The organism is Niastella soli (assembly GCF_017742245.1).
GTDB lineage: Bacteria > Bacteroidota > Bacteroidia > Chitinophagales > Chitinophagaceae > Niastella > Niastella soli.
This window is the reverse complement of sequence record NZ_JAGHKO010000004.1, coordinates 693,197-714,787: the sequence shown is the minus strand read 5'-3', so window position 1 is coordinate 714,787 and position 21,591 is coordinate 693,197. Positions and strand designations below refer to the sequence as shown.

Genomic DNA, 21,591 nt, shown 5'->3' with positions numbered 1-21,591 from the left:
AATTTGAATACAGCAAATACAGCTCCTATTAGTCATATTATAAAAAAGATACTAAAAAGCGTTACTGTCATATCGCTTGTTATTGCGATAGCGATCTTTCTATTGCTGGTCTTTATCATAAAATACCGGATAAAATCGGTGATAAAGGAAGTTGTTCGCCAGGAAACGCATGGGGTTTATGAACTTGACTTTTCGAAGATCTCCATAGATTTTTTCAAGGGCAGGATCAAGCTAAAAGCAGTTGATTTCAGACCTGCCAGCGCCCATCCCGAGATAAAAGATTATCGGTTTACCATCAGCCAGCTTTACTTTTCACTTAGCTCGTGGAACCAGTTGTTTTTTCACAAGAAATTATTCGTCGATAGCCTGCAGATCAACGCGCCGGTCATTACTATTTATCAACAGGCTGCCCAAAAAAATAAAAATGGCTTAGGGCCTATTCAGGAAATATTCCGGTCAATGCAGGATGTCAGCGACATATTTAAAGTACGCATGTTGGAGATCAACAGAGGCCGGATGGCCATTTACCGGGAAGCGAATGAGCGACCCCTGATGATCAATAACATCAGTTTCAGGGTGGAGAATTTCGGACAAAAGAAACGTGCAAACACCCACCTCCGCTACTCGGATAACTTAACCCTCCATATAGGCAGCCAGCGCTGGTTATTTCCATCCGGACAACTTATTAAATTTGACAATTTGTTCTTTTCCGGGAAGGACCAGGCTTTCCAGGTAGATTCCTGTTCCATTACCACGGCGCCGGATAACAAGGGGCGGCGAACCTCCTTATTTGCTGAAAAATTGTTATTCCGGACCGATGAACTGGAGTCTGTTTTTGAGAGAAGCGAACTGAATATCGATACGCTTTACTGCAAATCGCCCGTATTGTCTGTTGCCATGCCGGCCGATAAAAAAGACAAGGATACCGTGAGTGAGCTGAATGAGGCAATACAACAGTTGCCGGGTAATATCAATATTAAATATATAAATATTGAAAATGGCCAGGTCCATCTGACCTCTTCAGATGGCAAGCGCTCATATACGGGTAAAAAGACAAATTTAAAAATATACAGTTTAAGTATTTGGCACAACCCGGTACCGGTGATCCGAACCGGTAGGATCGATCTGAATTTGCATGAGATCAGTTTCGCTACCAGGGACAGCCTCTATCTGTTAACGGTAAAGGAATTCAGCTTTGATAGTAATAACCTTGTTTGCAAAAATGCCTATCTGAAACCTTCCCCCAAGGCCAAAGGCTATTTGTCGGGGATTACGCTCCCGGCCTTTACGCTTTTTGAGATCAGTCTGAATGACCTGTTGGAAAAAAGATTAAAGGCGTTGGTGGCCGTTATAGACAAGCCGCAGTTTTTCTTTACTTCAAAGGCAAAAAAGAAAACCAATGAAATTGGCATTCCCGTCAATAAATTTTACAGCACCTTAAAAGACCTGGCGCAACTGATAGATGTGCGCTGGTTAACTATCAGAGATGGAACGCTGGATTATACGCCCCGGGTTTCGACAACCCCGGAGTTAACCCTGCGGAATATAGATGCAGAAATAGACCTGGTGGGTATGCTCAACAGTTCTTCCCTGCAGGGCACCAAAAGATCTATTCATGCATTAAGTATTGGAGCACTCAATTTAGATAAGAAGAATATCACCGTTGACCTGGATGATTTTTTCGTTGATGGCAGCCGGGAGTTTGGGAAACTGGGGGCCCTGGATGTTCGGCTGTTATCCGGTATCCGGTTAAATGCCGCCAACCTATATTGGGAGGGTTTTTCCTGGGAAGATTTTGTCAGGGACAAAAGTATCCATATTGATACCCTCAATATTCCCACGCTTGGCTTTTGGGTACGCACCTTACCAGGGCAGGGGATGAAAAGCAAGACCGGGTTGCAGCCATTGACCATTAATAGGCTGAATATCGGAGAAACCAGGCTTGATGTAAAAACAGCCAGTAATGCGGAAATGAAGGCGATGGTCAGCAAGGTGGCGTTTAAGGGATTAAAGACTACCGGTCAATTCTTCGCCTGGCAAAGCGGGAGTGCCCGGGCGGACAGTATCTTATTCAAGAATGATCATAAACAGCTTACTATTCAACAAATGCAGGTTGGGCAGGGGGAGGCCGCTTTGCAGCACCTAACTTACCGCGATGTAAGCAGTCAGGTAAACATACCCCAAATTAAATTTCAGGTGCAGATAAACAACACTGATCTGGAAGAACTGCGGTTCCCATTTTTAGCCCTGTACCAACCAGAGATAACAATCAACAGGTCACAGCCGGATCTTCTTTCGGCTACAAAAGACCCGACCCCCGTTCTTAAACCTTTTCAAATTGGGAAACTGGAGATCATCGGTGGCCATTTCAATTATAAACAAACGGATGAGCGGCTGGACCTGTCAGCCCATTTCGATGCCCATGTTTTGGGGGCCCGCCTGGAGAATGACAATCCGGAGGCGATCATATTTGATAAGGTCTCCATGCAGTTGGATTCCCTGTCATTGGATAAACCACTGTCACAGGGCTTTATTACTATCAGGAACGCGAGTGCCAGTGTAGCCAACTATCCCTTAGCGGTAAATTTGAATAGTGATAATTCCGGGCTTACAAATGTTATAAACAACATCCATATCACTAATGGACGGGTTGAATATTATGATAGTTCCCTTGTTGCAACTGTTGCAAAGATCACGGGAAAAGGAAAGGAGGGGTACCTGGGTTTTAACCAGGTTGTCATAAAACCCAGCAAATCGCTGGACAAATTCCTTAAAACATCGGAATGGCAAAAAGATTATGTGACATTTAGTTGCGATAGTATAGGGTTGTTGCATCTAAATAACCAGGCGCTTATGAATGATGGGGAAGTTGCCATCCGGTCTGTCTTTTTGCAAGGTCCCCGGATCTCAACGTTTCGCAATAAGAATATGGCCTTTCAGCATGGTATTGAGAAGTTAATGCCCACCCGGCTGCTTGCCGGAATAAACAGACCCCTGCGGATCGATTCTATTCAGGTAAAGGGGGCTGGGGTGGAGGTGCATGAAGTATCTGCCATCACCAATAGAGAAAGTACGATACCGATAGATGAGTTGAATGCGGTGTTCAGGAATATAAACAGCCGCCCCAATGAGCAGGATAGCCTGGTATTGGAATTGTCCGCACGGGTGTTGAATTATGGGGTCCGCACCTTCCGGTATGCGGAATCGTATCAAGATTCGCTATCCGGGTTTACTATGCATTATGGCATCTCGCCGATGCAGTTGTCGCACCTGACACAGGTGACCAATCCGCTAACGGCCATTGCTGTTACCAGCGGTGAAGCGGATACACTGTATGCAAACTTGTCGGGTAATAAATATGCAGCCTACGGGGATATAAATTTTTATTATCGTAACCTGAAAGTGCGGTTGCTCAATAAGGAAGACACCCTGAAAAAAAACTGGTTGCTTTTTGTGGGAACCCTGCTGGCCAATGGGGTGATCAAATCAAGCAATCAAAGTCAGGCCCGGATGTTTTACCTCAGGGACCGGGAAAAGTTTGTGTTCAATTATTGGATTAAAACGCTTTTTAGTGGTTTTGGTACCAGCGTAGGCGTGAAAAGGAACAGTAAATATAAAAAGTTGTATAATGAGGCCGAAGAAAAATATTCCCTGCCGGCTGTCAGCTTAGAGCGGGATTGACCTGTTCATCACTTCACTGATAATTTTTACCGCCTGTACCTGCTCTTTAGCATTCAATGAGGCAAACCCCAATCGTACCGCATTGAAATGCTGTTTGCCTACATCATACGCCGTCCCGTCTTTCATGATCAAACCGTGGTCAAGCGCTTTGCGGGAAATTTCTTTTAAGTCGTGTTTTAAAAAGGTGGTCCATACCGACATGCCGCCATCGGGGACCTTAAAGGAGACCTGATCGCTTAGTTCCTTTTGAAGGCAATCGCAGAAATGATCTCTTCTTTCTTTATACAACTTGACCGATCTCTTTATGTGTCTCGCGATTGTTCCATCCTTGTATAATTCTGCAATCGCATTTTCCATTAAACTGTCTCCCTGGGTGTCTACATTTTTACGGAAATAAGTGGCCGTTTGAATGAATTCCTTTGGCGCCACCATAAAACCAAGTCTTACCGCAGGGGCAAAGGTCTTTGTAAGCGTACCAATATAAACTACGTTACCCTTGCTGTCATAACTGGCCATAGGCATAATGGGTTTGCTGGAATAATGAAAATCGTAATCATAATCATCCTCAATGATCGCAAACCGGTGTTTGGTGGCCAGTTTAAGCAAGTGCATCCTTCTTTCGGGCGACAGGGTAACCGTAGTAGGATTGTGGTGATGCGGGATCACATACACCAGCCGGACCTTTTTCTTCTCACACAATTTTTCAATAGCGTTGGTGTCGATGCCCTCCTCATCAACAGGAACATAATTCAGTTTGGCCCCTAATTGCTGAAAGGTAATATTGGCCATTTTGTAACCGGGTATACCCACCACTACTTCATCACCGGGATTAATTATCACAGAAGCCGCAATGAAAATTCCCATTTGAGCCCCTTTTGTAATTAAAATATTATCAGCAGTGATTGATAAACCCCTGGTGTCACATAGAAAATTGGCCAATGTTTGTCTGAGTAATAAAGTGCCTTGTGCACCGCCATAGAGTAAATATTTTTTATTGGCAGAAAGCCGGGAAAGGCTCCGCATGCATCTGGTGAGCTCTTCTATAGGCGCCAGGCGAACATCCGGAAAGCCATCATTAAAAGCCAGTTTACTGGCTGAGGGAAAATCAGAAAAGGCAACCGGAATAATTTTTTTCTTATCATATATAAAGCCGGGTTGTGCAGGAAGAGGGACGTCTGCCGCTTCACCCGCCAGTTGTTTTGGTGACAATACAGGAAGCTTTGCTTTTACAAACGTTCCTTTTTTAGGCAGCATTTCAATCCAGCCTTGCGCTTCTAATTCCTGGTAAGCGGCCACTACGGTCATGCGGTTAATCCCCAACATAACAGCCAGTTCTCTTGACCCCGGAAGTTTCACGCCTTTTCTTAATCTGCCCTGTCTTATATGATGAATAAATAAATTAGTGATCTGTAAATACACAGGGGTCCCAGCCTTGTCGTCTATGATAATCAGTTCATTCAGTAATGGCATCTGGATTAGTTTATTTGTTGAATCTGGACTATCTGGGTAATCCAGTAAAGGTATAGCTTTGAGGAGTCAAAAAACAAATAATATGCAAGAAAGAATGAACATTGACGCCGCAGAGGCCGGTATTTATAAAGCCATGAATGCAGCAGAGAAACAGATCAGCACTTTTACAATAGAAAAAAAACTGGCTGAACTCATAAAACTAAGGACCTCGCAGCTCAATGGCTGTGGGTATTGTGTGAACCTTCACGCCCGGGACGCCAGAAAGGCCGGGGAAACCGAGCAACGGGTCTTTGCGATCAGTGCCTGGTGGGAAACGCCTTTCTTTACAGAAGGAGAGCGGGCTGCATTAAAACTGGCAGAAGAAATAACCAGGATCCAGGAAGCCGGATTAAGGGAAGAAACATTTCAACAGGCAAAAAAGTATTTCAGTGAAAGGGAGATTGCCCAACTCATTTTTATAACTACGGTAACCAACAGCTGGAACCGCATTGCCATTTCAATGCATATGGTAGCTGAATAAATTGAAACTGCTAAACCTAACATCCATAAAAATGAAAGAAGAAATTATTTGCAGCACCTGTGGGACCTATTACCCGGCAGCAACAGTGCCACACCTGTGTGTTACGTGCAGTGATGAACGTCAGTATATTCCGGAAACCGGGCAAAGCTGGACAAAACCCCAGGACCTTCACCGGAAGCACAGTATTAAACTGAATAAGCTGCATGAGCGTTTGTATGAGATAGAGATCAATCCCATATTTGCTATTGGGCAAAGAGCTTTACTGGTTTTGTCGGCAGCGGGGAATGTATTGTGGGATTGCATTCCGATGCTGGATGAACTCACTGTTGAATTCATAAAATCGAAAGGCGGGTTGAAAGCGATTGCCTTTTCGCATCCGCATTATTACAGCAATATGAATGAATGGGCGGAGGTATTTGATTGTCCGGTATATATTCATGAGAACGATGCCGAACATATAGTTGCAAAGGGACCGCGCATTCGTCTTTGGCAGGGCAATGAAATGCCATTGTGGGATGGAATAAAGATACTGCTGATCGGCGGACATTTTGAAGGCAGCAGTATATTACATGTGCCCTTTTTATCGAAGGAAGGTACCATACTTTGTGGTGATACTTTGTTTCTTTCGCCCAGTAAAAAACACTTTTCTGTTTTGCGTAGTTATCCAAATCGTATTCCCCTGTCAAATGCAGAAATGGTCAGGGTTAAGCAACGGTTTGATTCAATCCCATTTGATTCGTTTTATGGCTATATAAGAACACAAAACCTGCACGAACATGTAAAGTTGGTATTTGAGGAATCGATGAAGAAGTTCCTTGTATAATAAAAAAGAACAAATCGTTGGGCGCGTGATACAAATTGGCAACAAAATGACACAAATCGATAAAGCGGTAAAAGGAAGTCTGATTAACTTTTGGAAGGTTTGATCACATTAACCTACTAAAATTTATCTAATGAAAAAAAGGACCTTTCTTTTGACTGCTGCCATTATGCTTAGCTTTGGCGCCAGCATGCAGGCAACGCCCACGATTAAACGGTTAGCTCTCACCCCAGGTTTGCGGGCATCCGCATTTGCCTGGAATTTCATTTATGCCTTTGGTAACGGTCCCGTACCGGGTTTAACCTGGTCAGGCAATTACCTGTATATTTCTTCCGGCACGTACGTGGTATATTCCCCTGCCAATGGATATGCCTTCCTCACACCATCTACCCCCGTATATTGTAATGCGGTAGATAATGCAAACACCTATGTACAGGTTGCTGTAATTGGTAGTAACAGTCCTTCTTACTATGATTTTATGGAATACTAGGGTAATAAAAATATCTTTAAAGGAACGGCGTCTTCCCGGCGTCGTTCTTGTTAGTTTTTAGAGTTTTCAAGCGCCTGATAACCGGCTAAACTGCTGGCATAACCGGTCCAGCCAAGCAGGGGCAGGTACCGCCAGGCCAGTTGTTTATTTTGCCGAAGGGCGATGGTGAAACTGGAGGCTGCCAGCATTGTGTCCACCATTGTCCACAGAAATGCCAACCCAGTACTTTTTCGTTTGAAGTATATATAGTTGAAGGAAAAGAAAATGATCCAGATAAACACCTGGAGGGTCAATAGTTTTTTCCGGTGGCTGCCGGTTTCCTGCACCAGTTTTTTCAGTGCCTGAAGCACAAAGAAATTATTGACTGTCCAGGCCGGGCCAAATACCCAGGCTGGCGGCGCCCAGGGGGCCTGTTTCAATTCTTCGTTATAAAGTGCCCGTTCGCTTTTCTTTGATCTTCTGCCTGAAAGTCCACCCAGCGCTGTGACTACAATTGACAGCAGGGCCAGCTGCCACCATTTTAACCGCCGTTGTTTTCCTGTTTGCTCCAACTGCATAAAATAGGTTTTGACCTTTATAACAGTAAGAATTATGCCATCCCTGCCAATTCCTGGCACACCCGGTCAATTTCTTCCTCCGTATTGTAATAGTGTATGGAGGCGCGAACAATCCCATCGAGCCCTTTCCGGTTCATATAATATAAAGTTGAATTGGCCAATCCAAGATGTACATTGATGTTTTTGGTCGCCAGTTTTGCCCGAACATCTTTTGCCGTCATGCCGGTTGCCGAAAAGGTGACGATTCCACCGAGTACATCGCCCTGGTCGTGTACTTCAATACCCTCGATTGCCTGCAGGCGTTGTCTGAATAAGGTAGACAGGTGTTGGACCCGTTGCCATACACGGTCAATACCAATGTTCAACAAATATTCCACGGCTTTTTGCAAACCCAGTACAATGGCCGGGTTCTTTTCATACCATTCAAAACGCCGCGCATCGGCCCGCACAACAAAATCCTGCTGGTTCACGCTGCTTATTGTCCGGCCATCAAAGAACAACACTTTTAAGGTATCCTGTATTTCCCGGCGTACATATAAAAAACCGGAACCCCGGGGCCCGCGCAAATACTTACGGCCGGTCACGGCCATCATATCGCAACCGATAGCCTGTACATCAACGGGTACCTGTCCTACAGACTGACAGGCATCCAGTAAATACAAGATATTGTGTTTGCGGGCTATTTCACCAATCGCCGCTACGGGCAGTACGTTGCCGGCGGTAGAAGGGATATGTGTCACAGCGATCAGGCGGGTACGGTCGGTGATGGCTGCTTCCAGTTCGGTTAAAGGAAAATTGCCGGCGGCATCATTTGATATCACTTTGATAACGACGCTATATTGTTTTTGTGCATTCAACAACCCCAGGATATTGGAAATGTATTCCATTTCAGAAACGATGAGCTCATCACCGGGTTGAAAGGTAAGTCCGTTAAACGCGATGTCCCAGGCGGCGCTGGCGTTCTCTACCAGGGCTATTTCATTGCGGTTGGCATTCACCAGCTGCGCTATCAATTCGTGGGTATGGTCGAGCTGCGCCCGGTATTTGGCTTCAATTTCATAACCACCCAGCAGGGCTTCCTCGCGTAGAAAATCGACCATGGTTTGCACTACCACATCGGGCGGCAGCGAAGCACCGGCATTATTAAAATGAATACGGCCCAATGTGCCTGCAGTTTCGGATCGGATAAGCCGGATCTCTTCTGTTGTAAGTGGTTTTACTTCCATAATAAGTTGGTAGCTTCTTAATTGATCTACTATACAAAACAACAGGATTTATGTATTCCGGAACAGAGGCAGATTGGATAATTTTTACTAGATCAGTTGGAGCAGGAAAGCAGGGTTTTTGAAAATAAATACCGTGAAAACACCTTTTTTATTATTGCTGGTACTTTCTAACTTACCCTCCTGAAATCAGAAAGATTTTCTCATCAACATAATCAAGTCTCTGCTACTTTATCTATCCGCCTTTTAAACTACCTGGTAGCGGTTTTTGCCATTTTTCTTTCTACATAAATAATTTTTTATGGCTGCACCATTTGCTGTCCCCATCGCATTAAACGATGAACAGATCCTTAATTATTGTGCCAAACATCTTTCAAGAGGACCAAAGCTGTTTGTCGATGATGTATCTCCCGATTCATTTAATTTAACCACTGTTGCGGAAGGCTGGCGTTTTCCTATTGTATTAGCTGCCAGAGATAGCGAAGGTTTTACCGGACGGATCAACGAAGTTTCCTTTGTATGGGTGGCTAAACCCAATGAAGTGATTGACAGTATTCAGGTAACAGGCAGTTTTTTACCCATGTACCAATCGCTGGCGCTTGCTCCTGTATTGTACGATGGAGAAAATATTGGTATATACGGGGCCACCATCCAGGCGCCGGTTGGTAAAGGCTATTATTATCGGTTTCGTGTCAATGGCCGGGATGTGCCTGATCCCATAAACCCGCAACGTAAAACATTGCCCAACGGCTCGGAGTGGTCCTTCTTTTTTACTGATTATTATAACAGTTCTGAAGAGTTTGAAGATTGGGAGATCAGTATCCTGTATCGACTGGCCAATTGTATTGTTCCTTTCAGAACACCTGAAGCGCAAAATTTTATCAACCGGTTTTATTTGACCCTGGCAAAACCCAACCGGTTATCCATGCCGATCTATAAGCTCGATGAATCGGTGGGCGAGGTGAATTACATTACCAATATTCTGGCCCGTGAAGAACGGCACCATTTACAGGACTATAAAATTTGCCTGAAATTAATTGACCAGGTCTTACGACAGCGGAATCCCTTTGTAGATTCCTGGCTGGTGTCGCAGGAGCTGATCCTGGAACTATATGAACAAATGGCATCGGGCACGGTGCCTGGCTGGGATTATAGCCTGTATAACAACCCTACCTATTTTCTGGCGCTGCTGAGGCGACATACCATTACCGGCGCTTTTAGTCATCCCCGCTATGGCGGTAACATTGGCGGAGTAGGATGGGGGTACCTGAAAGAGCGGTACGCTATAAACAACAACGTCAGCATGCCTGTAGACAGTTATTTTAACTGGCAACTGGCGCTTGAAAAGCCGCTCGGAAGTAATGAAGAATACCTGGGTTAGTTGTCTGAACTGGGATTTATGGGATGGCTGGGATGCCAGAGATGAATATGATGGTTGGGATGATTTGGAAGCGTGCTTACTTTTATCAAAAAGAATTTTTAACTCTTTATAATTATTTTATGGTTTACGACGCTATCGTTATTGGAAGTGGTGCCGGCGGCGCCCCTATTGCCTATACATTAGCCAAGCAAAATAAAACAGTGCTGGTGCTTGAAAAAGGGCCCTTGATCCGTCCGCAAACAGCAACGGCATTAAGTCAGTTCAAGCGCGATGAACTGATTGCCGATGGCACTGAAAAAGTGCTAAAAATGAAAGTGGCCAACAGCGGACAGCCTTTTTTTTCGAGCCATGTGGAACCCGATATCAATGATGAGCCACACATTTATAATGACAATGGTAAAGACAAAGCGACCATTGAAGGGTATACTGCCCAGTGTGTGGGCGGCGGCACCAATTTATACGGCGGTGTTTCCTTACGGTTTACACCTCGCGATTTTAAGCTGCAATCTTTTAATGTCAACAGAAATTTAAAAGAAGATCCCAATGGAGATGTAAAACGCGAAGCCAGGGACTGGCCATTTGACTATAACGTTTTGATGCCTTATTATGAAAAAACGGAGTACCTGGTAGGCTTAAACGGTACCGCTGCGGAACAGCTAAAACCCTGGAACGTTGATAATTATTTAAAACCCCTTAAGCCAAACCCCATCAGTGAATATGCCTTTAAAGGGATGGTGGCATTGGGACAACAACTAAATCCCGGTTCACCCGCAAAACCATACCGCACCCCACTGGCTGTTATAACCGAAGACCATAAACCCAGTGGCCGCAAAGTACCAGTTAATGCAGAAGCATTAAAAACAAGTTATGTTAACCGGTATGGCGATCCGCTGGGTATGAAATCGAGCACCTGGGTATCGTTGTTAAATCCCATTTATGATCTGCCTAACTTAAAGATCAAACCCAATTGTACGGTTACCCATTTGGAATCAAAAGATGGGGTGGTCAATAAAGTACATTATCTCGATCCCGCCGGAAATATGCATGAAGCAACTGCAAAAGTAGTGGTGGTAGCCTGCAGTGCTATAGAATCGGTAAGGTTGCTGAAGATCTCGGGTATGTTGAGCGATGATTTTAACAAACGCATCAATCAAAACCAATTGCTGGGAAAATATTTTCTTACCCATGCCTTTGGTGGTGCCAGCGGCATCATTCCCGGCCGGGTTGATAAATCGGTAGCCCTCGATTCAGACTGGGCAACCGACCTGAGCAACAACGACAAGTTTTTACTGGATAATGATCTGTGGGCCGGCTCTACTATTTATAATAATACCTCCGATTCGGCTTTACCCATTTCGCTGTTTCGCACCATAGGCGCCATGGACCTTGATACATTGTGGCTGGGGCTGCAATATGATAAAGACCTACGGGGCGACAGGATCACCAAATTCCTTGATGACAATTTTGGCCGGCGCATCTCCATTTCATTTATGGCCAACCAGGTACCTCAGTTCAATAACCGCATTGAATTGCATCCTGATGTAAAGGATAAATGGAACCGGCCGGTAGCCTACATCAATAAAGGCTGGCACCCGCATGATAAATACCTGATGGATAAGATCGCCGAACAATGCCGCCAGATCCTTTCGCTGGCCGGAGTAACGGTAGAAGGGGCAGGGGGTAGTTACCAGGCAGTGAACGGCATTGTAAGAATTGCCAATCATGTATTGGGTGGTGCCCGGTTTGGGACTGCCGAAAATGATTCGGTGCTGGACCCTAACTGCAGGGCCTGGCATTTTGATAATTTATTTGTGACGGATGGTTCATTTATGCCAACCTCCGGCAGTGGTAACCCCACCCATACCATTGAAGCCAACTCATTCAGAGTGGCAGACCATATATTATCAATTCTCTAAAAAATGATTTATGGACCCACGATTTTCAGACATTTCTTCCTCACCGGAAAATGAAATATTCAAAGTAGTTTTTTACCCCGACCGTATTTATCACGATGCCTATCTCAATGCTACGGTAAGTGAGCGGTACCGTTATAATGTGACCGAGGTAAGACGAAAGGCCGACATAACATTTATAAAAGCCCAGGTTTTTCAGGATGGCCGGTTTTTGGCCAATGTATTCAGGATTGAATACCTGGCATCCAGGCTTTGTGAGACCAGCCGGGAAAAGAACCGATTTTTACAGTCGCAGGTATTATGCAACCTGAAGATCACCCTGCCGGATAAATCAACTGTTGAAACACAGATCGCCCTTAGTTTTTGTAACTGGGTAAGGGCCTTTCAATGCGAGATCTGGGATAACCTGGATCCTGTGGATGGCTCATCACACCATTTCAAGGTATTAAGCCAAATGGGCAGAAAGGGCACCATTGTACATGTCTCCAATCTGGATGCTGCCTTAAAACAGCTCCGGGATATAAAGATTGTGGAAATGAATTTCAGGGAAGGAGCAACCGATGAGCCTTTTGGCTATAAGATCAACAACGATGATGCTACGTGGGATAATGATTATATGCGTTCATACCAGGTGCCCAATACCAGTACGCCCAGTGCCGATGGGAATACGGTGCACGTAGATAATTACCTGGTGAATTTTCAAAGAGGCTGGTGGCTTGATTCGGCAAATGTAAAACCCGTAAGGTATTCCAATGCCATGATGGAATCTATAAATCCGGCGTATAATCCTGACGGTACCAATATTGTTGAAATGAAATGGATCTTACAAAGAGAGCTTGGCGGCAGCCTGGTTTATTTTCATGAAGTGAATGTAACCCCCGGCAGCTTTGAAGGCGTTCATCAGCACATTGGTTCAGAGGAATTGTATTATATAGTTTCAGGGGAAGGTATTGCGTATATGGGTTGCGATGATGATCCGGCTTTTGACAATACCATCCCAATTGTAAGCCAGGAGATCTATTGCATAGGCCAGAAGCCGGTGCGGGAACTGCATGTAAAACCAGGCAAGATCATTTATACAAAAAGCGGCGGCATCCATGGGATCCGGAATACATCAACCACCGTGCCGCTCATCTTCGTGGCCTTTGGATACCACTGTTCCTAATGTTATTTACCTTCAAATTAATCATGTATGACTACTGTAGATATTGTAAAAAATGATACCATACAAAAAGTTACAGGTCCCATTAACTATAATGTAAAAAATCCTGTAGTGAAGCTGATGAAAGTGATGGAAGATGCGTCTTTTTTTGCAGAGGACCTGGGCGCTTATCTGGCAGATTCATTACAGTATTTATTTCCATTTTCGCATCTTGATCTGTATGGGCCGGCGGGCAATGATCAGGATATCCTGAATCCGGAATTACAGGATAATAAGACCGATTTTCAAAAACAGAACATAAAGGACTTTCTGCTTACCGATACCTACCTGGTGCGTGGCTGGGTAACTATTGGCGACTGGACGGGACCTTTTATAAAGTTTTCTTATTCCGGCGATCCCGATTCTTATTTAAGCAAAGCATCGGGTCATAAATTAACATCCTATATCTGTCTGTGGGCCAGTATTCAGGGTAAAATGATGAAAGAGTCGGTGCGGGTGCCCTACAACGAAAGTACCAACCGGTATGAAGTGGAGATCTGGGGTTATCCGGACATGGACCTGAATACCAGACTGAGTACAAAGGGCAAGGATGCACTTATCAAAGGAACGATCATTTCACGCCCCGACCTGGTAACAGGCTCCATCACCGATTTTGCCCGGGAAGGTCTTGATGATAAGAATATGTATAATGTGGCGCCCGAGAATACCATGCATCCCATTCGCCCATTGAATATTTCAGTAGCCTGGACAGACCATACTAAAACCTGCTGGGATTCAAACAATGGGAACAATTACAATTATTCCTTTGACATGATCCTGCGCGGATGGAATAATTTTATGCAGGCAGGCGTGAGCGGTAGTCCGCATGGCGGCACCGGTTTTTTACATTACAGAAATCTGCTCTCCAATTACAAGACCTTTTCCCGGATGGATGAATTGTCGCGCCCGCTGCAATCCTGGATGTTTGATGCCAATGGCAAAAAGGGAAATCAACAGGTGGTGAAAGAAGAAGAATTTCTTACTGTAGAATATGTTGACCTGCATATTCTGAAATCAGAATGCGCTATTGGGATCCACCGGCACCGCGATAACCAGGAGATCTTCTTTTTATTAAATGGAAAAGCATTTATGGTCATGGGCGACTGGAACAAGTTTCCCGGCCGGGAAAGGGCTTTTGAGATCAGGACCCTTATGCCGGGGTCGTTTACACTGCTAAAAGCCGGTCAACTGCATGCATTGGTAAACGCACTGGATATTGATGCTACGTTGTTAATGTTTGGTGGGTATGATTAAAACATAATGCTATGAATCACTGGAAACCTGAATATGGATTAGCCTGTCCAATGGGTGCAACCTGGAACGAAGCGTTGCAGGGGTTTAATTTTGCCGTCTATTCAAAAAATGCGGACCACATAAGTATTCAATTTTTCAAAAAAGATACCCCGCAGCAACCTGTTTTTAGTTTCACCTTTGATGCTATAAAAAATAAAACAGGGCATGTGTGGCACTGTTTTATAGGAGAAGCGCAATTGAATGGGGCCGATTCATATGCATACCGGGTAAATGGCCCGGCGGAGCCTGGTAATTTTTTTGATGTACAAAAACTACTATTGGACCCCTGGGGCAAAGCGATCTGTTTTCCCCCGTCCTTTTCGCGCTCGGCTGCCATACAACCGGGTGATAATACCGGAAAGGCGCCGCTTACTTTATTGATAAAAAAAGACTCCAATCCGGATCTGTTTGAGAACGATCCGCGGCCTTATCATTACCACGACCTGGTGATCTATGAAATGCATGTAAGGGGATTTACCCAGCATGAAAGTTCACAGGTGGCGGTAGAAAAGCGGGGGACCTATAAAGGGATCATTGAAAAGATCCCCTACCTGGTAGATCTTGGCGTTACTGCTGTTGAATTAATGCCCGTTCATCAGTTTGATCCGCAGGAAGGTAACTATTGGGGATACATGACACTGAATTTCTTTTCACCCAATCACCGATATGGGTCGGTCAGCGATTCCTGGGAGCTGGTAAAGGAGTTCAAAAACATGGTGCTGGCATTGCATGAAAATGGTATTGAAGTGATCCTTGATGTAATATTTAACCACACTACTGAAGGCGATAGATTCGGACCTGTATATTCTTACAAAGGGATCGATAACGCTTCCTATTACCTGTTGCAGCCTGGTCTTAATAACTATGTCGACGATGCGGGCACCGGAAATGTAATGCGTACTTCCTATCGATGGGTAAGAAAACTGGTACTGGACAGTCTGCGTTATTGGGCTACTGAAATGCATATTGATGGGTTCCGGTTTGATCTTGCTTCTATCTTCACCCGTAATGATGATGCCACCATCAATCTGATCAATCCGGCCATCCTGGAAGAAATATCCATGGACCCTGTTCTGTCTAAGGTAAGATTGATCGCAGAACCCTGGGACCTTAAGGCTTATCAGTTGGGTAACCGGTTCCCGGGGGCCAGCTGGGCGCAATGGAATGGGGCATACCGCGATGATATCCGCCGTTTTATAAAAGGCGATGAAAATATGGTGGCGGTCATGATGACCCGGCTGTATGGAAGCGCTGATCTTTTTCCTGAGACCCGGCCTACCAATTGTAAACCGTGGCAGTCTGTTAACTTTATAAACAGTCACGATGGTTTTACGCTGTACGACACAGTAGCATATAATCAGAAACATAACCAGGCCAATGGCCATAATAACAGTGATGGGCCCGATGATAATTACAGCTGGAATTGTGGCTGGGAAGGCGACCAGAACGTTCCGGCAGAGATAATGACCTTAAGAAAAAGACAGGCAAAGAATGCCATCACCCTGTTGATGTTCTCCAATGGGATTCCCATGTTCAGAATGGGGGATGAATTTTTACAAACACAAAAGGGAAATAACAATCCCTATAACCAGGACAATGACTTTTCCTGGCTCAACTGGGAGCGGCTGGACCAGTTCCCGGACAATTACCGGTTTTTTAAAATGATCATTGCCATCCGGAAGTCTCATCCCTCTTTGTGCCGGGGGAACTATTGGCGGGAAGATGTAAAATGGTCTGGGGTGAACGGCACACCCGATCTGTCCTATTTTTCAAGAACGCTTGCTTTTCTACTGAAGGGCACCTCGGTAAATGATGATGATTTTTACGTAATGATAAATTGTTACTGGCAGCCTTTGGAGTTCAGTATTCAGTTGCCCGAGATGGCCAGCTGGCGGTGTATTATCGATACTTCATTACCGTCGCCGGCTGATATTACTGAATTTCAGAATGGGAGGCCTGTCAATGCCACCTATTCCGTAAAGGAAAGATCGGTGGTAGTATTACAGAAAAAAAGGGTTTGATATAACCAGGATGGACACAATGATGTGCTGCGGGTTAAAACAGGTGATATACCCAGGTCATTCAGCCTGATGATCTTTAATCGCTATGGGCAAAAGGTATTCGAAAGCCGCGACATCAATGGTGGCTGGGATGGTACACTGGCCGGGCAGGTTGCCGAATCCGGTGCCTATGTGTATGTAATGGTGATCACGACATCAACGGGGACTGTAATAAAGCATAAAGGGACGGTAATGTTGGTGCGGTAACCCCGTCTAAAACGGGGTTTTTAGCTTAATTTTGCCGGAAATTATTTGATCTTGAGCGTTCCTGTGTTTTTGATTACGCCGCCTTTTACGCAGCTTAATACGCCGTATCCGGCGACGGCATACCTGAAGGGGTTTTTGAATACCAAAAATATCCGTTCCTTCCAGAGCGATCTGGGCATCGAGGTAACCTTGGCCCTGTTCTGCCAGGAAGGGCTGCAGGAACTGTTCAACCGCATCAGCCAACTTGAAAAGCCATTGTCTGAGAACGCCGCCCGCATGGTGGCCTTGCAGGAAGACTATATTCATACTATTAACGACGTGGTGCTTTTTTTACAGGGACACAATCCAACCCTGGCGCACCGCATTTGCAAACGGGATTTTTTACCGGAAGCAAGCCGCTTTGCGCAACTGGAGGACCTGGATTGGGCCTTTGGCTCCATGGGCACACAGGACAAAGGCAAACACTTTGCCACTATGTACCTCGAAGACCTGAGCGACCTGATCGGTGAATGTGTGGATGAGCATTTTGGCTTTAGCCGGTATGCCGAAAAATTAGGCCGCTCTGCCAACAGCTTCGACGATCTGTACAACGCCCTGCAGCAGGAATATACTTTTGTAGATGAATTGCTGATCAGGCTGTTGAAAGCCCATATGGAAAGGTTGCAACCCAAACTGGTGGCCATTTCCGTGCCTTTTCCGGGGAACCTGTACAGCTCACTGCGTTGCGGACAATGGATCAAACAACATTATCCCGGCGCAAAAGTGGCCATGGGTGGCGGTTTTGCCAATACGGAATTGCGCTCGTTAAGCGACCCACGGGTATTCGAATTCTACGATTACATTACACTCGATGATGGTGAAGCACCTCTGGAGCAACTGATACAACTGGTAGAAGGCCACCGGTCTACTGACGAGTTGAAACGAACTTTTACACTGCAGCAGGGGACCGTGCAATACATCAACAACAACAGTTGCGCCGATTACAAACAGGCGCAGGTGGGCACCCCCGATTACAGCGATTTCCTGCTTGATAAATATATTTCTGCCATTGAAGTGGTAAATCCCATGCACCGCATGTGGAGCGATGGCCGGTGGAATAAACTCACGATGGCGCATGGCTGCTATTGGGGCAAATGCACTTTTTGTGATATCTCACTCGACTATATCAAACTGTATGAACCAATTGCTGCTTCCCTGCTGGTTGACCGCATGGAAACGATGATGAAACAAACGGGGCAGAACGGTTTTCACTTTGTAGATGAAGCCGCACCGCCGGCTATGATGCGGGCGCTGGCGCTGGAGATCATCCGGCGTAAACTGACCGTAAGCTGGTGGGCCAATGTACGGTTTGAAAAAAGCTTTACCCGCGATCTTTGCGTACTGTTGAAGCGTTCCGGTTGCATAGCTGTTTCCGGCGGACTGGAAGTGGCAAGCGACCGGCTGCTTGAGCTGATCCAGAAAGGTATTACCGTAGCACAGGTGGCCCAGGTGAACAAACATTTTACCGAGGCTGGTATAATGGTACATGCTTACCTGATGTATGGCTTTCCCACACAAACGGAACAAGAGACCATCGACTCACTGGAAATGGTGCGTCAGATGTTTGCTAGCGGTGTACTGCAATCGGCCTTCTGGCATTTGTTCACCATGACAGTGCACAGTCCGGTAGGGATGCAACCTGAGAAATTTAAAGTAAAAAGAGAATCGGCCCTGGTGGGCACTTTCGCCAACAACGATCTGGTGCACGTTGACGAAACGGGCGCCGAACATGAAGAGTTTGCATTTGGCCTGAAGAAATCATTGTTCAACTATATGCATGGCATTGGTCTGGAAGAACCCTTGCAAAAATGGTTCGAATTTAAAGTGCCAAAGACCAAAGTAGCTCCCGACTATATTCAGAAAGTACTGGAACAGGACCTGTATACAGCCGCCAAACCTACCAGCAGGATCGTATACCTGGGCAAGCCGCCCATTGTAGAACACTTCACCAAAAGTAAAAAAGGCAATAGCTGGGAAATGACCTCCCTAACCATTCAGGACAAACGCATGAAATTCAACATCAGTGTAGGCCGCGAACAGGGCGACTGGCTTGCCGGAATGCTGAATGTGTTGTCTGTCACCAATCCCAAAACGCTGACATTACAGGATGTAATGGACAGCTACCACGCAGCCGGTCTGGAAGACTTTGAACTGTTCTGGGATAACAAACCCGTGAACACATTGTACAAGGTTGGGTTATTGCGTTTGTAAGACAGGGCAGACGGCAAACGGCAGACGGCAGACGGCAAACGGCAGACGGCAGACGGCAGACGGCAGACGGCAAACGGCAAACGGCAGACGGCAGACGGCAAACAGCAGACAGCTCAACGCTGTGAGGTGGGTTTGCTGAAGGGGGAATGCTGTACATATTACGCAGCATACTTTACGGTTGTCTTTGTACGTGATACGCTATTTCAGGGAAAGCTTACCCTTAACAGGACTTCTTAATAATTTACTGAGCTTATAGGGTATCCACTTACGATATAAGAAGGATATGCTTTATTTTATATATAAAATTATTGTCTTGTAATAGATCATTTATATATTTGTTCCGATTCCTCCGAAACACAAATGCTTCAACAGGCCCGCTTTAAGTGTGTGAACTATACGTGCAAGCCGGCATTCCAACCATGTAAGTTAGTCTAAACCATTTTTCAATAAAATGTGTCCTGTTCATCCCGGTGATCTACAGGCCATCTAACCATTCCTACATTGTTAAACTGATATTGACAATTGGTTTAGTGCTTTTTTTTATTAATCCGTATTTATGAAAAAAGTTCTACTATTCCTATTAATGGCGGGCTGTGCTTGTGTTGGTAATACGCAGATAGTAACTCCTACTATTCAGGGCAGATTCGGTATTGATGCCGATGTGCAGCACAACATCTTCGTTACTCCTCCCTGTTCTGACTGTGACGATTGGTTTTATCCTCAGGTTGACAACGGTAATAACAGTTTGTTTGTAATTGATACAACAGGCGCTGCGGCTATTGCAGCAGGTTATTTGGCCAACCCGGCTGCTAATGCAAATATACCCTTCTACCGTAAGATGCGTTATCCTGCATTTTATCAAACGAATCAAAGGACCTTAATTGATGCCGTATTTGTAAGGGATTACCACGATTTTGATCAAACGGCATTTGGTGCAGGCTCTAATAAGAACGGCGATAGCCCGGGATTGTGGACGGGTGGCTCGGGTAATATGCTTCAAAAGAATGACATTCTTGATACCTATCTTCATTTACGACGGCAGGGGCCCAATTATAATCAAACAGACTCGCTCTGGCTGTTTGGCGCTGTTGCTATAGAGGGTACTAACGGTGATCGGTACTTCGACTTTGAATTGTACCAGACGGATATCTTTTATACCCGCAGCACCGGAAAATTTACCGGGTATGGTCCTGATGCGGGACATACCTCCTGGAAATTTGATGCGGCCGGGAATGTAACACAAGCGGGCGATATGATCTTTGCTGCCAATTACAGCAGCTCAAAACTTACTTCCATTGAAGCGCGTATTTGGGTAGACCAGGCTTTATTAAATAATCCCCCTGCAAATTTTGACTGGACCGGCACCTTTGATGGCGCTAGTAACAATTCCCAATATGGTTACGCAGGGATTCAAGCAAAAAATAACGTCCCGTTTTATTTTGGATATGAAAATACCGGAGCTATCTGGGCTGGCCCCTTTTTGATGCCGCGCGCCACTGGCGCCGTGGTAACGCAATATGCCAAAGGTCAGTTTATGGAATTTGGAATTAACCTTACTATTTTGGGGCTGGACCCGGTTAGTTTGATGGGAAAAACACCTTGTGGTATCCCATTCAGTAAAGTAATGGTAAAAACAAGGTCCTCCACTTCCTTCAATGCAGAATTAAAAGACTTTATTTCACCTTTCGATTTCTTTTTACCACCAATGGTGGATGTTACGGCTGACGTGCCCGTTTTTTGCGGCGCTACAGGTATAAGCAATGTATCGGTTGTTAATCCATATTCTACCTCTCTTTATACCTGGTCTACAGCTAATGGGAGAATTGTAACCAATGACTCCACTTCTATAACGGTGGATAAACCCGGTACCTATGTAGTATTGCAAACCCTGGAAACGGGTTGCCCTACTTATGCCGCAGACAGCATAACCATTGCCTATGATCCCAGCTGCGTTACCCTGGCCAGTAATAAAATAAATTTAACCGGATCGCTTAATAACGGATTGGTCAATCTCGACTGGACGGTCACTGCAAACAACGAGATCAAATACTTTACCATTGAAAGAAGTACCGATGGGGAGCATTACACCCTGGTCGGCGCCGTGAAAAGGGGGGATTCCCATTCGGCCTATGCTACTTATAAGGCCAACGATGGAGTGTTTGGCTTATTGGCGTCAAAGGTTTATTACCGCATAAAAGTAACCGGCACCAATGGGGAGGTGACTTACAGCAGAGTGGTTGAACTACCATTGGCGGTGAATAATTCAATGGTAACGTTGGCGCCCAATCCGTCCCAGCATGCTTTCTCGATAAATATTGCATCCAATACCGAAAAAGAGGTACAGGTATTTATTTATGATGTTACGGGAAAACTGGTTCGCACAACCAACGCCCATGCGCAAAAAGGCTATTCAACGATCAAAATAAGCGGGCTTGCCCCCTGGGCAAGAGGCATGTACACGGTAAAAGTGCTGACGGGTAATAGTGTTTTCCTGCAAAGAATACTTTTAACTAAATAGTTTATAA

At 45.3% G+C, this 21,591-nt stretch carries 14 protein-coding genes and 1 pseudogene; 12 read left to right on the top strand and 3 right to left on the bottom strand.

Translation table 11 applies throughout. From position 1 onward, the window contains the following. Positions 1-3 precede the first annotated feature (3 nt). A complete protein-coding gene (locus tag J7I42_RS17795; protein ID WP_209140192.1) occupies positions 4-3,681 on the top strand; it encodes an AsmA family protein in 3,678 nt (1,225 codons plus the stop codon). Here the strand turns inward: J7I42_RS17795 and pdxR are convergent. After that, positions 3,667-5,151 (bottom strand): MocR-like pyridoxine biosynthesis transcription factor PdxR, encoded by a 1,485-nt coding sequence (gene pdxR, locus J7I42_RS17790; protein WP_209140191.1) that lies wholly within the window; start codon positions 5,149-5,151, stop codon positions 3,667-3,669. The two genes, J7I42_RS17795 and pdxR, sit on opposite strands and share 15 nt — an antisense overlap. Before the next feature lie 82 nt (positions 5,152-5,233). On the opposite strand from pdxR, the gene J7I42_RS17785 reads away from it, so the two are divergent. The 3 genes from J7I42_RS17785 (at position 5,234) to J7I42_RS17775 (ending at position 6,981) form a co-directional block, all read left to right on the top strand. Further along, complete coding sequence (locus J7I42_RS17785; protein WP_209140190.1) at positions 5,234-5,671, top strand: carboxymuconolactone decarboxylase family protein; 438 nt, start codon at positions 5,234-5,236, stop codon at positions 5,669-5,671. Between the two features lie 31 nt (positions 5,672-5,702). Then, positions 5,703-6,494 (top strand): MBL fold metallo-hydrolase, encoded by a 792-nt coding sequence (locus tag J7I42_RS17780; RefSeq protein WP_209140189.1) that lies wholly within the window; start codon positions 5,703-5,705, stop codon positions 6,492-6,494. 130 nt (positions 6,495-6,624) lie between these two features. Next, positions 6,625-6,981, top strand: a complete 357-nt coding sequence (locus J7I42_RS17775; RefSeq protein ID WP_209140188.1) for a hypothetical protein — start codon at positions 6,625-6,627, stop codon at positions 6,979-6,981. 50 nt (positions 6,982-7,031) lie between these two features. Here the strand turns inward: J7I42_RS17775 and J7I42_RS17770 are convergent, their stop codons facing one another. Together J7I42_RS17770 and J7I42_RS17765 are read right to left on the bottom strand one after the other, a co-directional pair. Beyond that, the gene (locus J7I42_RS17770) at positions 7,032-7,538 is read right to left on the bottom strand and encodes a TspO/MBR family protein (RefSeq protein WP_209140187.1); all 507 of its coding nucleotides are present in this window, start codon (positions 7,536-7,538) and stop codon (positions 7,032-7,034) included. A 32-nt stretch (positions 7,539-7,570) separates the two neighbouring features. Continuing rightward, complete coding sequence (locus J7I42_RS17765; RefSeq protein ID WP_209140186.1) at positions 7,571-8,764, bottom strand: aminotransferase class V-fold PLP-dependent enzyme; 1,194 nt, start codon at positions 8,762-8,764, stop codon at positions 7,571-7,573. A gap of 298 nt (positions 8,765-9,062) precedes the next feature. Between J7I42_RS17765 and J7I42_RS17760 the strand changes: the two genes are divergently transcribed. The 8 genes and pseudogenes from J7I42_RS17760 (at position 9,063) to J7I42_RS17725 (ending at position 21,584) form a co-directional block, all read left to right on the top strand. After that, complete coding sequence (locus J7I42_RS17760; RefSeq protein WP_209140185.1) at positions 9,063-10,142, top strand: gluconate 2-dehydrogenase subunit 3 family protein; 1,080 nt, start codon at positions 9,063-9,065, stop codon at positions 10,140-10,142. Positions 10,143-10,261: 119 nt separating this feature from the next. Next, complete coding sequence (locus J7I42_RS17755; protein WP_209140184.1) at positions 10,262-12,058, top strand: GMC oxidoreductase; 1,797 nt, start codon at positions 10,262-10,264, stop codon at positions 12,056-12,058. 10 nt (positions 12,059-12,068) lie between these two features. Further along, on the top strand, positions 12,069-13,220 hold the full coding sequence (locus tag J7I42_RS17750) for a cupin domain-containing protein (protein ID WP_209140183.1): 1,152 nt from the start codon (positions 12,069-12,071) through the stop codon (positions 13,218-13,220). A 27-nt stretch (positions 13,221-13,247) separates the two neighbouring features. Then, positions 13,248-14,510 (top strand): cupin domain-containing protein, encoded by a 1,263-nt coding sequence (locus J7I42_RS17745; RefSeq protein WP_209140182.1) that lies wholly within the window; start codon positions 13,248-13,250, stop codon positions 14,508-14,510. A gap of 11 nt (positions 14,511-14,521) precedes the next feature. After that, entirely contained in the window at positions 14,522-16,570 is a 2,049-nt protein-coding gene (locus J7I42_RS17740) for a glycogen debranching protein (RefSeq protein WP_209140181.1), read from the top strand. 15 nt (positions 16,571-16,585) lie between these two features. After that, positions 16,586-16,816: pseudogene (locus tag J7I42_RS17735) on the top strand (T9SS type B sorting domain-containing protein); the annotation flags it as partial. 135 nt (positions 16,817-16,951) lie between these two features. Beyond that, positions 16,952-19,066 (top strand): B12-binding domain-containing radical SAM protein, encoded by a 2,115-nt coding sequence (locus J7I42_RS17730; RefSeq protein ID WP_209140179.1) that lies wholly within the window; start codon positions 16,952-16,954, stop codon positions 19,064-19,066. 556 nt (positions 19,067-19,622) lie between these two features. Continuing rightward, positions 19,623-21,584, top strand: a complete 1,962-nt coding sequence (locus J7I42_RS17725; protein WP_209140178.1) for a T9SS type A sorting domain-containing protein — start codon at positions 19,623-19,625, stop codon at positions 21,582-21,584. Positions 21,585-21,591 lie beyond the last annotated feature (7 nt).

Coding starts and splice junctions, on each gene's coding strand:
- J7I42_RS17765 (WP_209140186.1), bottom strand. CDS start 8,764: ATGGAAGTAAAACCACTTACAACAGAAGAGATCCGGCTTATCCGATCC.
- J7I42_RS17775 (WP_209140188.1), top strand. CDS start 6,625: ATGAAAAAAAGGACCTTTCTTTTGACTGCTGCCATTATGCTTAGCTTT.
- J7I42_RS17725 (WP_209140178.1), top strand. CDS start 19,623: ATGAAAAAAGTTCTACTATTCCTATTAATGGCGGGCTGTGCTTGTGTT.
- J7I42_RS17780 (WP_209140189.1), top strand. CDS start 5,703: ATGAAAGAAGAAATTATTTGCAGCACCTGTGGGACCTATTACCCGGCA.
- pdxR (WP_209140191.1), bottom strand. CDS start 5,151: ATGCCATTACTGAATGAACTGATTATCATAGACGACAAGGCTGGGACC.
- J7I42_RS17760 (WP_209140185.1), top strand. CDS start 9,063: ATGGCTGCACCATTTGCTGTCCCCATCGCATTAAACGATGAACAGATC.
- J7I42_RS17755 (WP_209140184.1), top strand. CDS start 10,262: ATGGTTTACGACGCTATCGTTATTGGAAGTGGTGCCGGCGGCGCCCCT.
- J7I42_RS17750 (WP_209140183.1), top strand. CDS start 12,069: ATGGACCCACGATTTTCAGACATTTCTTCCTCACCGGAAAATGAAATA.
- J7I42_RS17745 (WP_209140182.1), top strand. CDS start 13,248: ATGACTACTGTAGATATTGTAAAAAATGATACCATACAAAAAGTTACA.
- J7I42_RS17740 (WP_209140181.1), top strand. CDS start 14,522: ATGAATCACTGGAAACCTGAATATGGATTAGCCTGTCCAATGGGTGCA.
- J7I42_RS17785 (WP_209140190.1), top strand. CDS start 5,234: ATGCAAGAAAGAATGAACATTGACGCCGCAGAGGCCGGTATTTATAAA.
- J7I42_RS17770 (WP_209140187.1), bottom strand. CDS start 7,538: ATGCAGTTGGAGCAAACAGGAAAACAACGGCGGTTAAAATGGTGGCAG.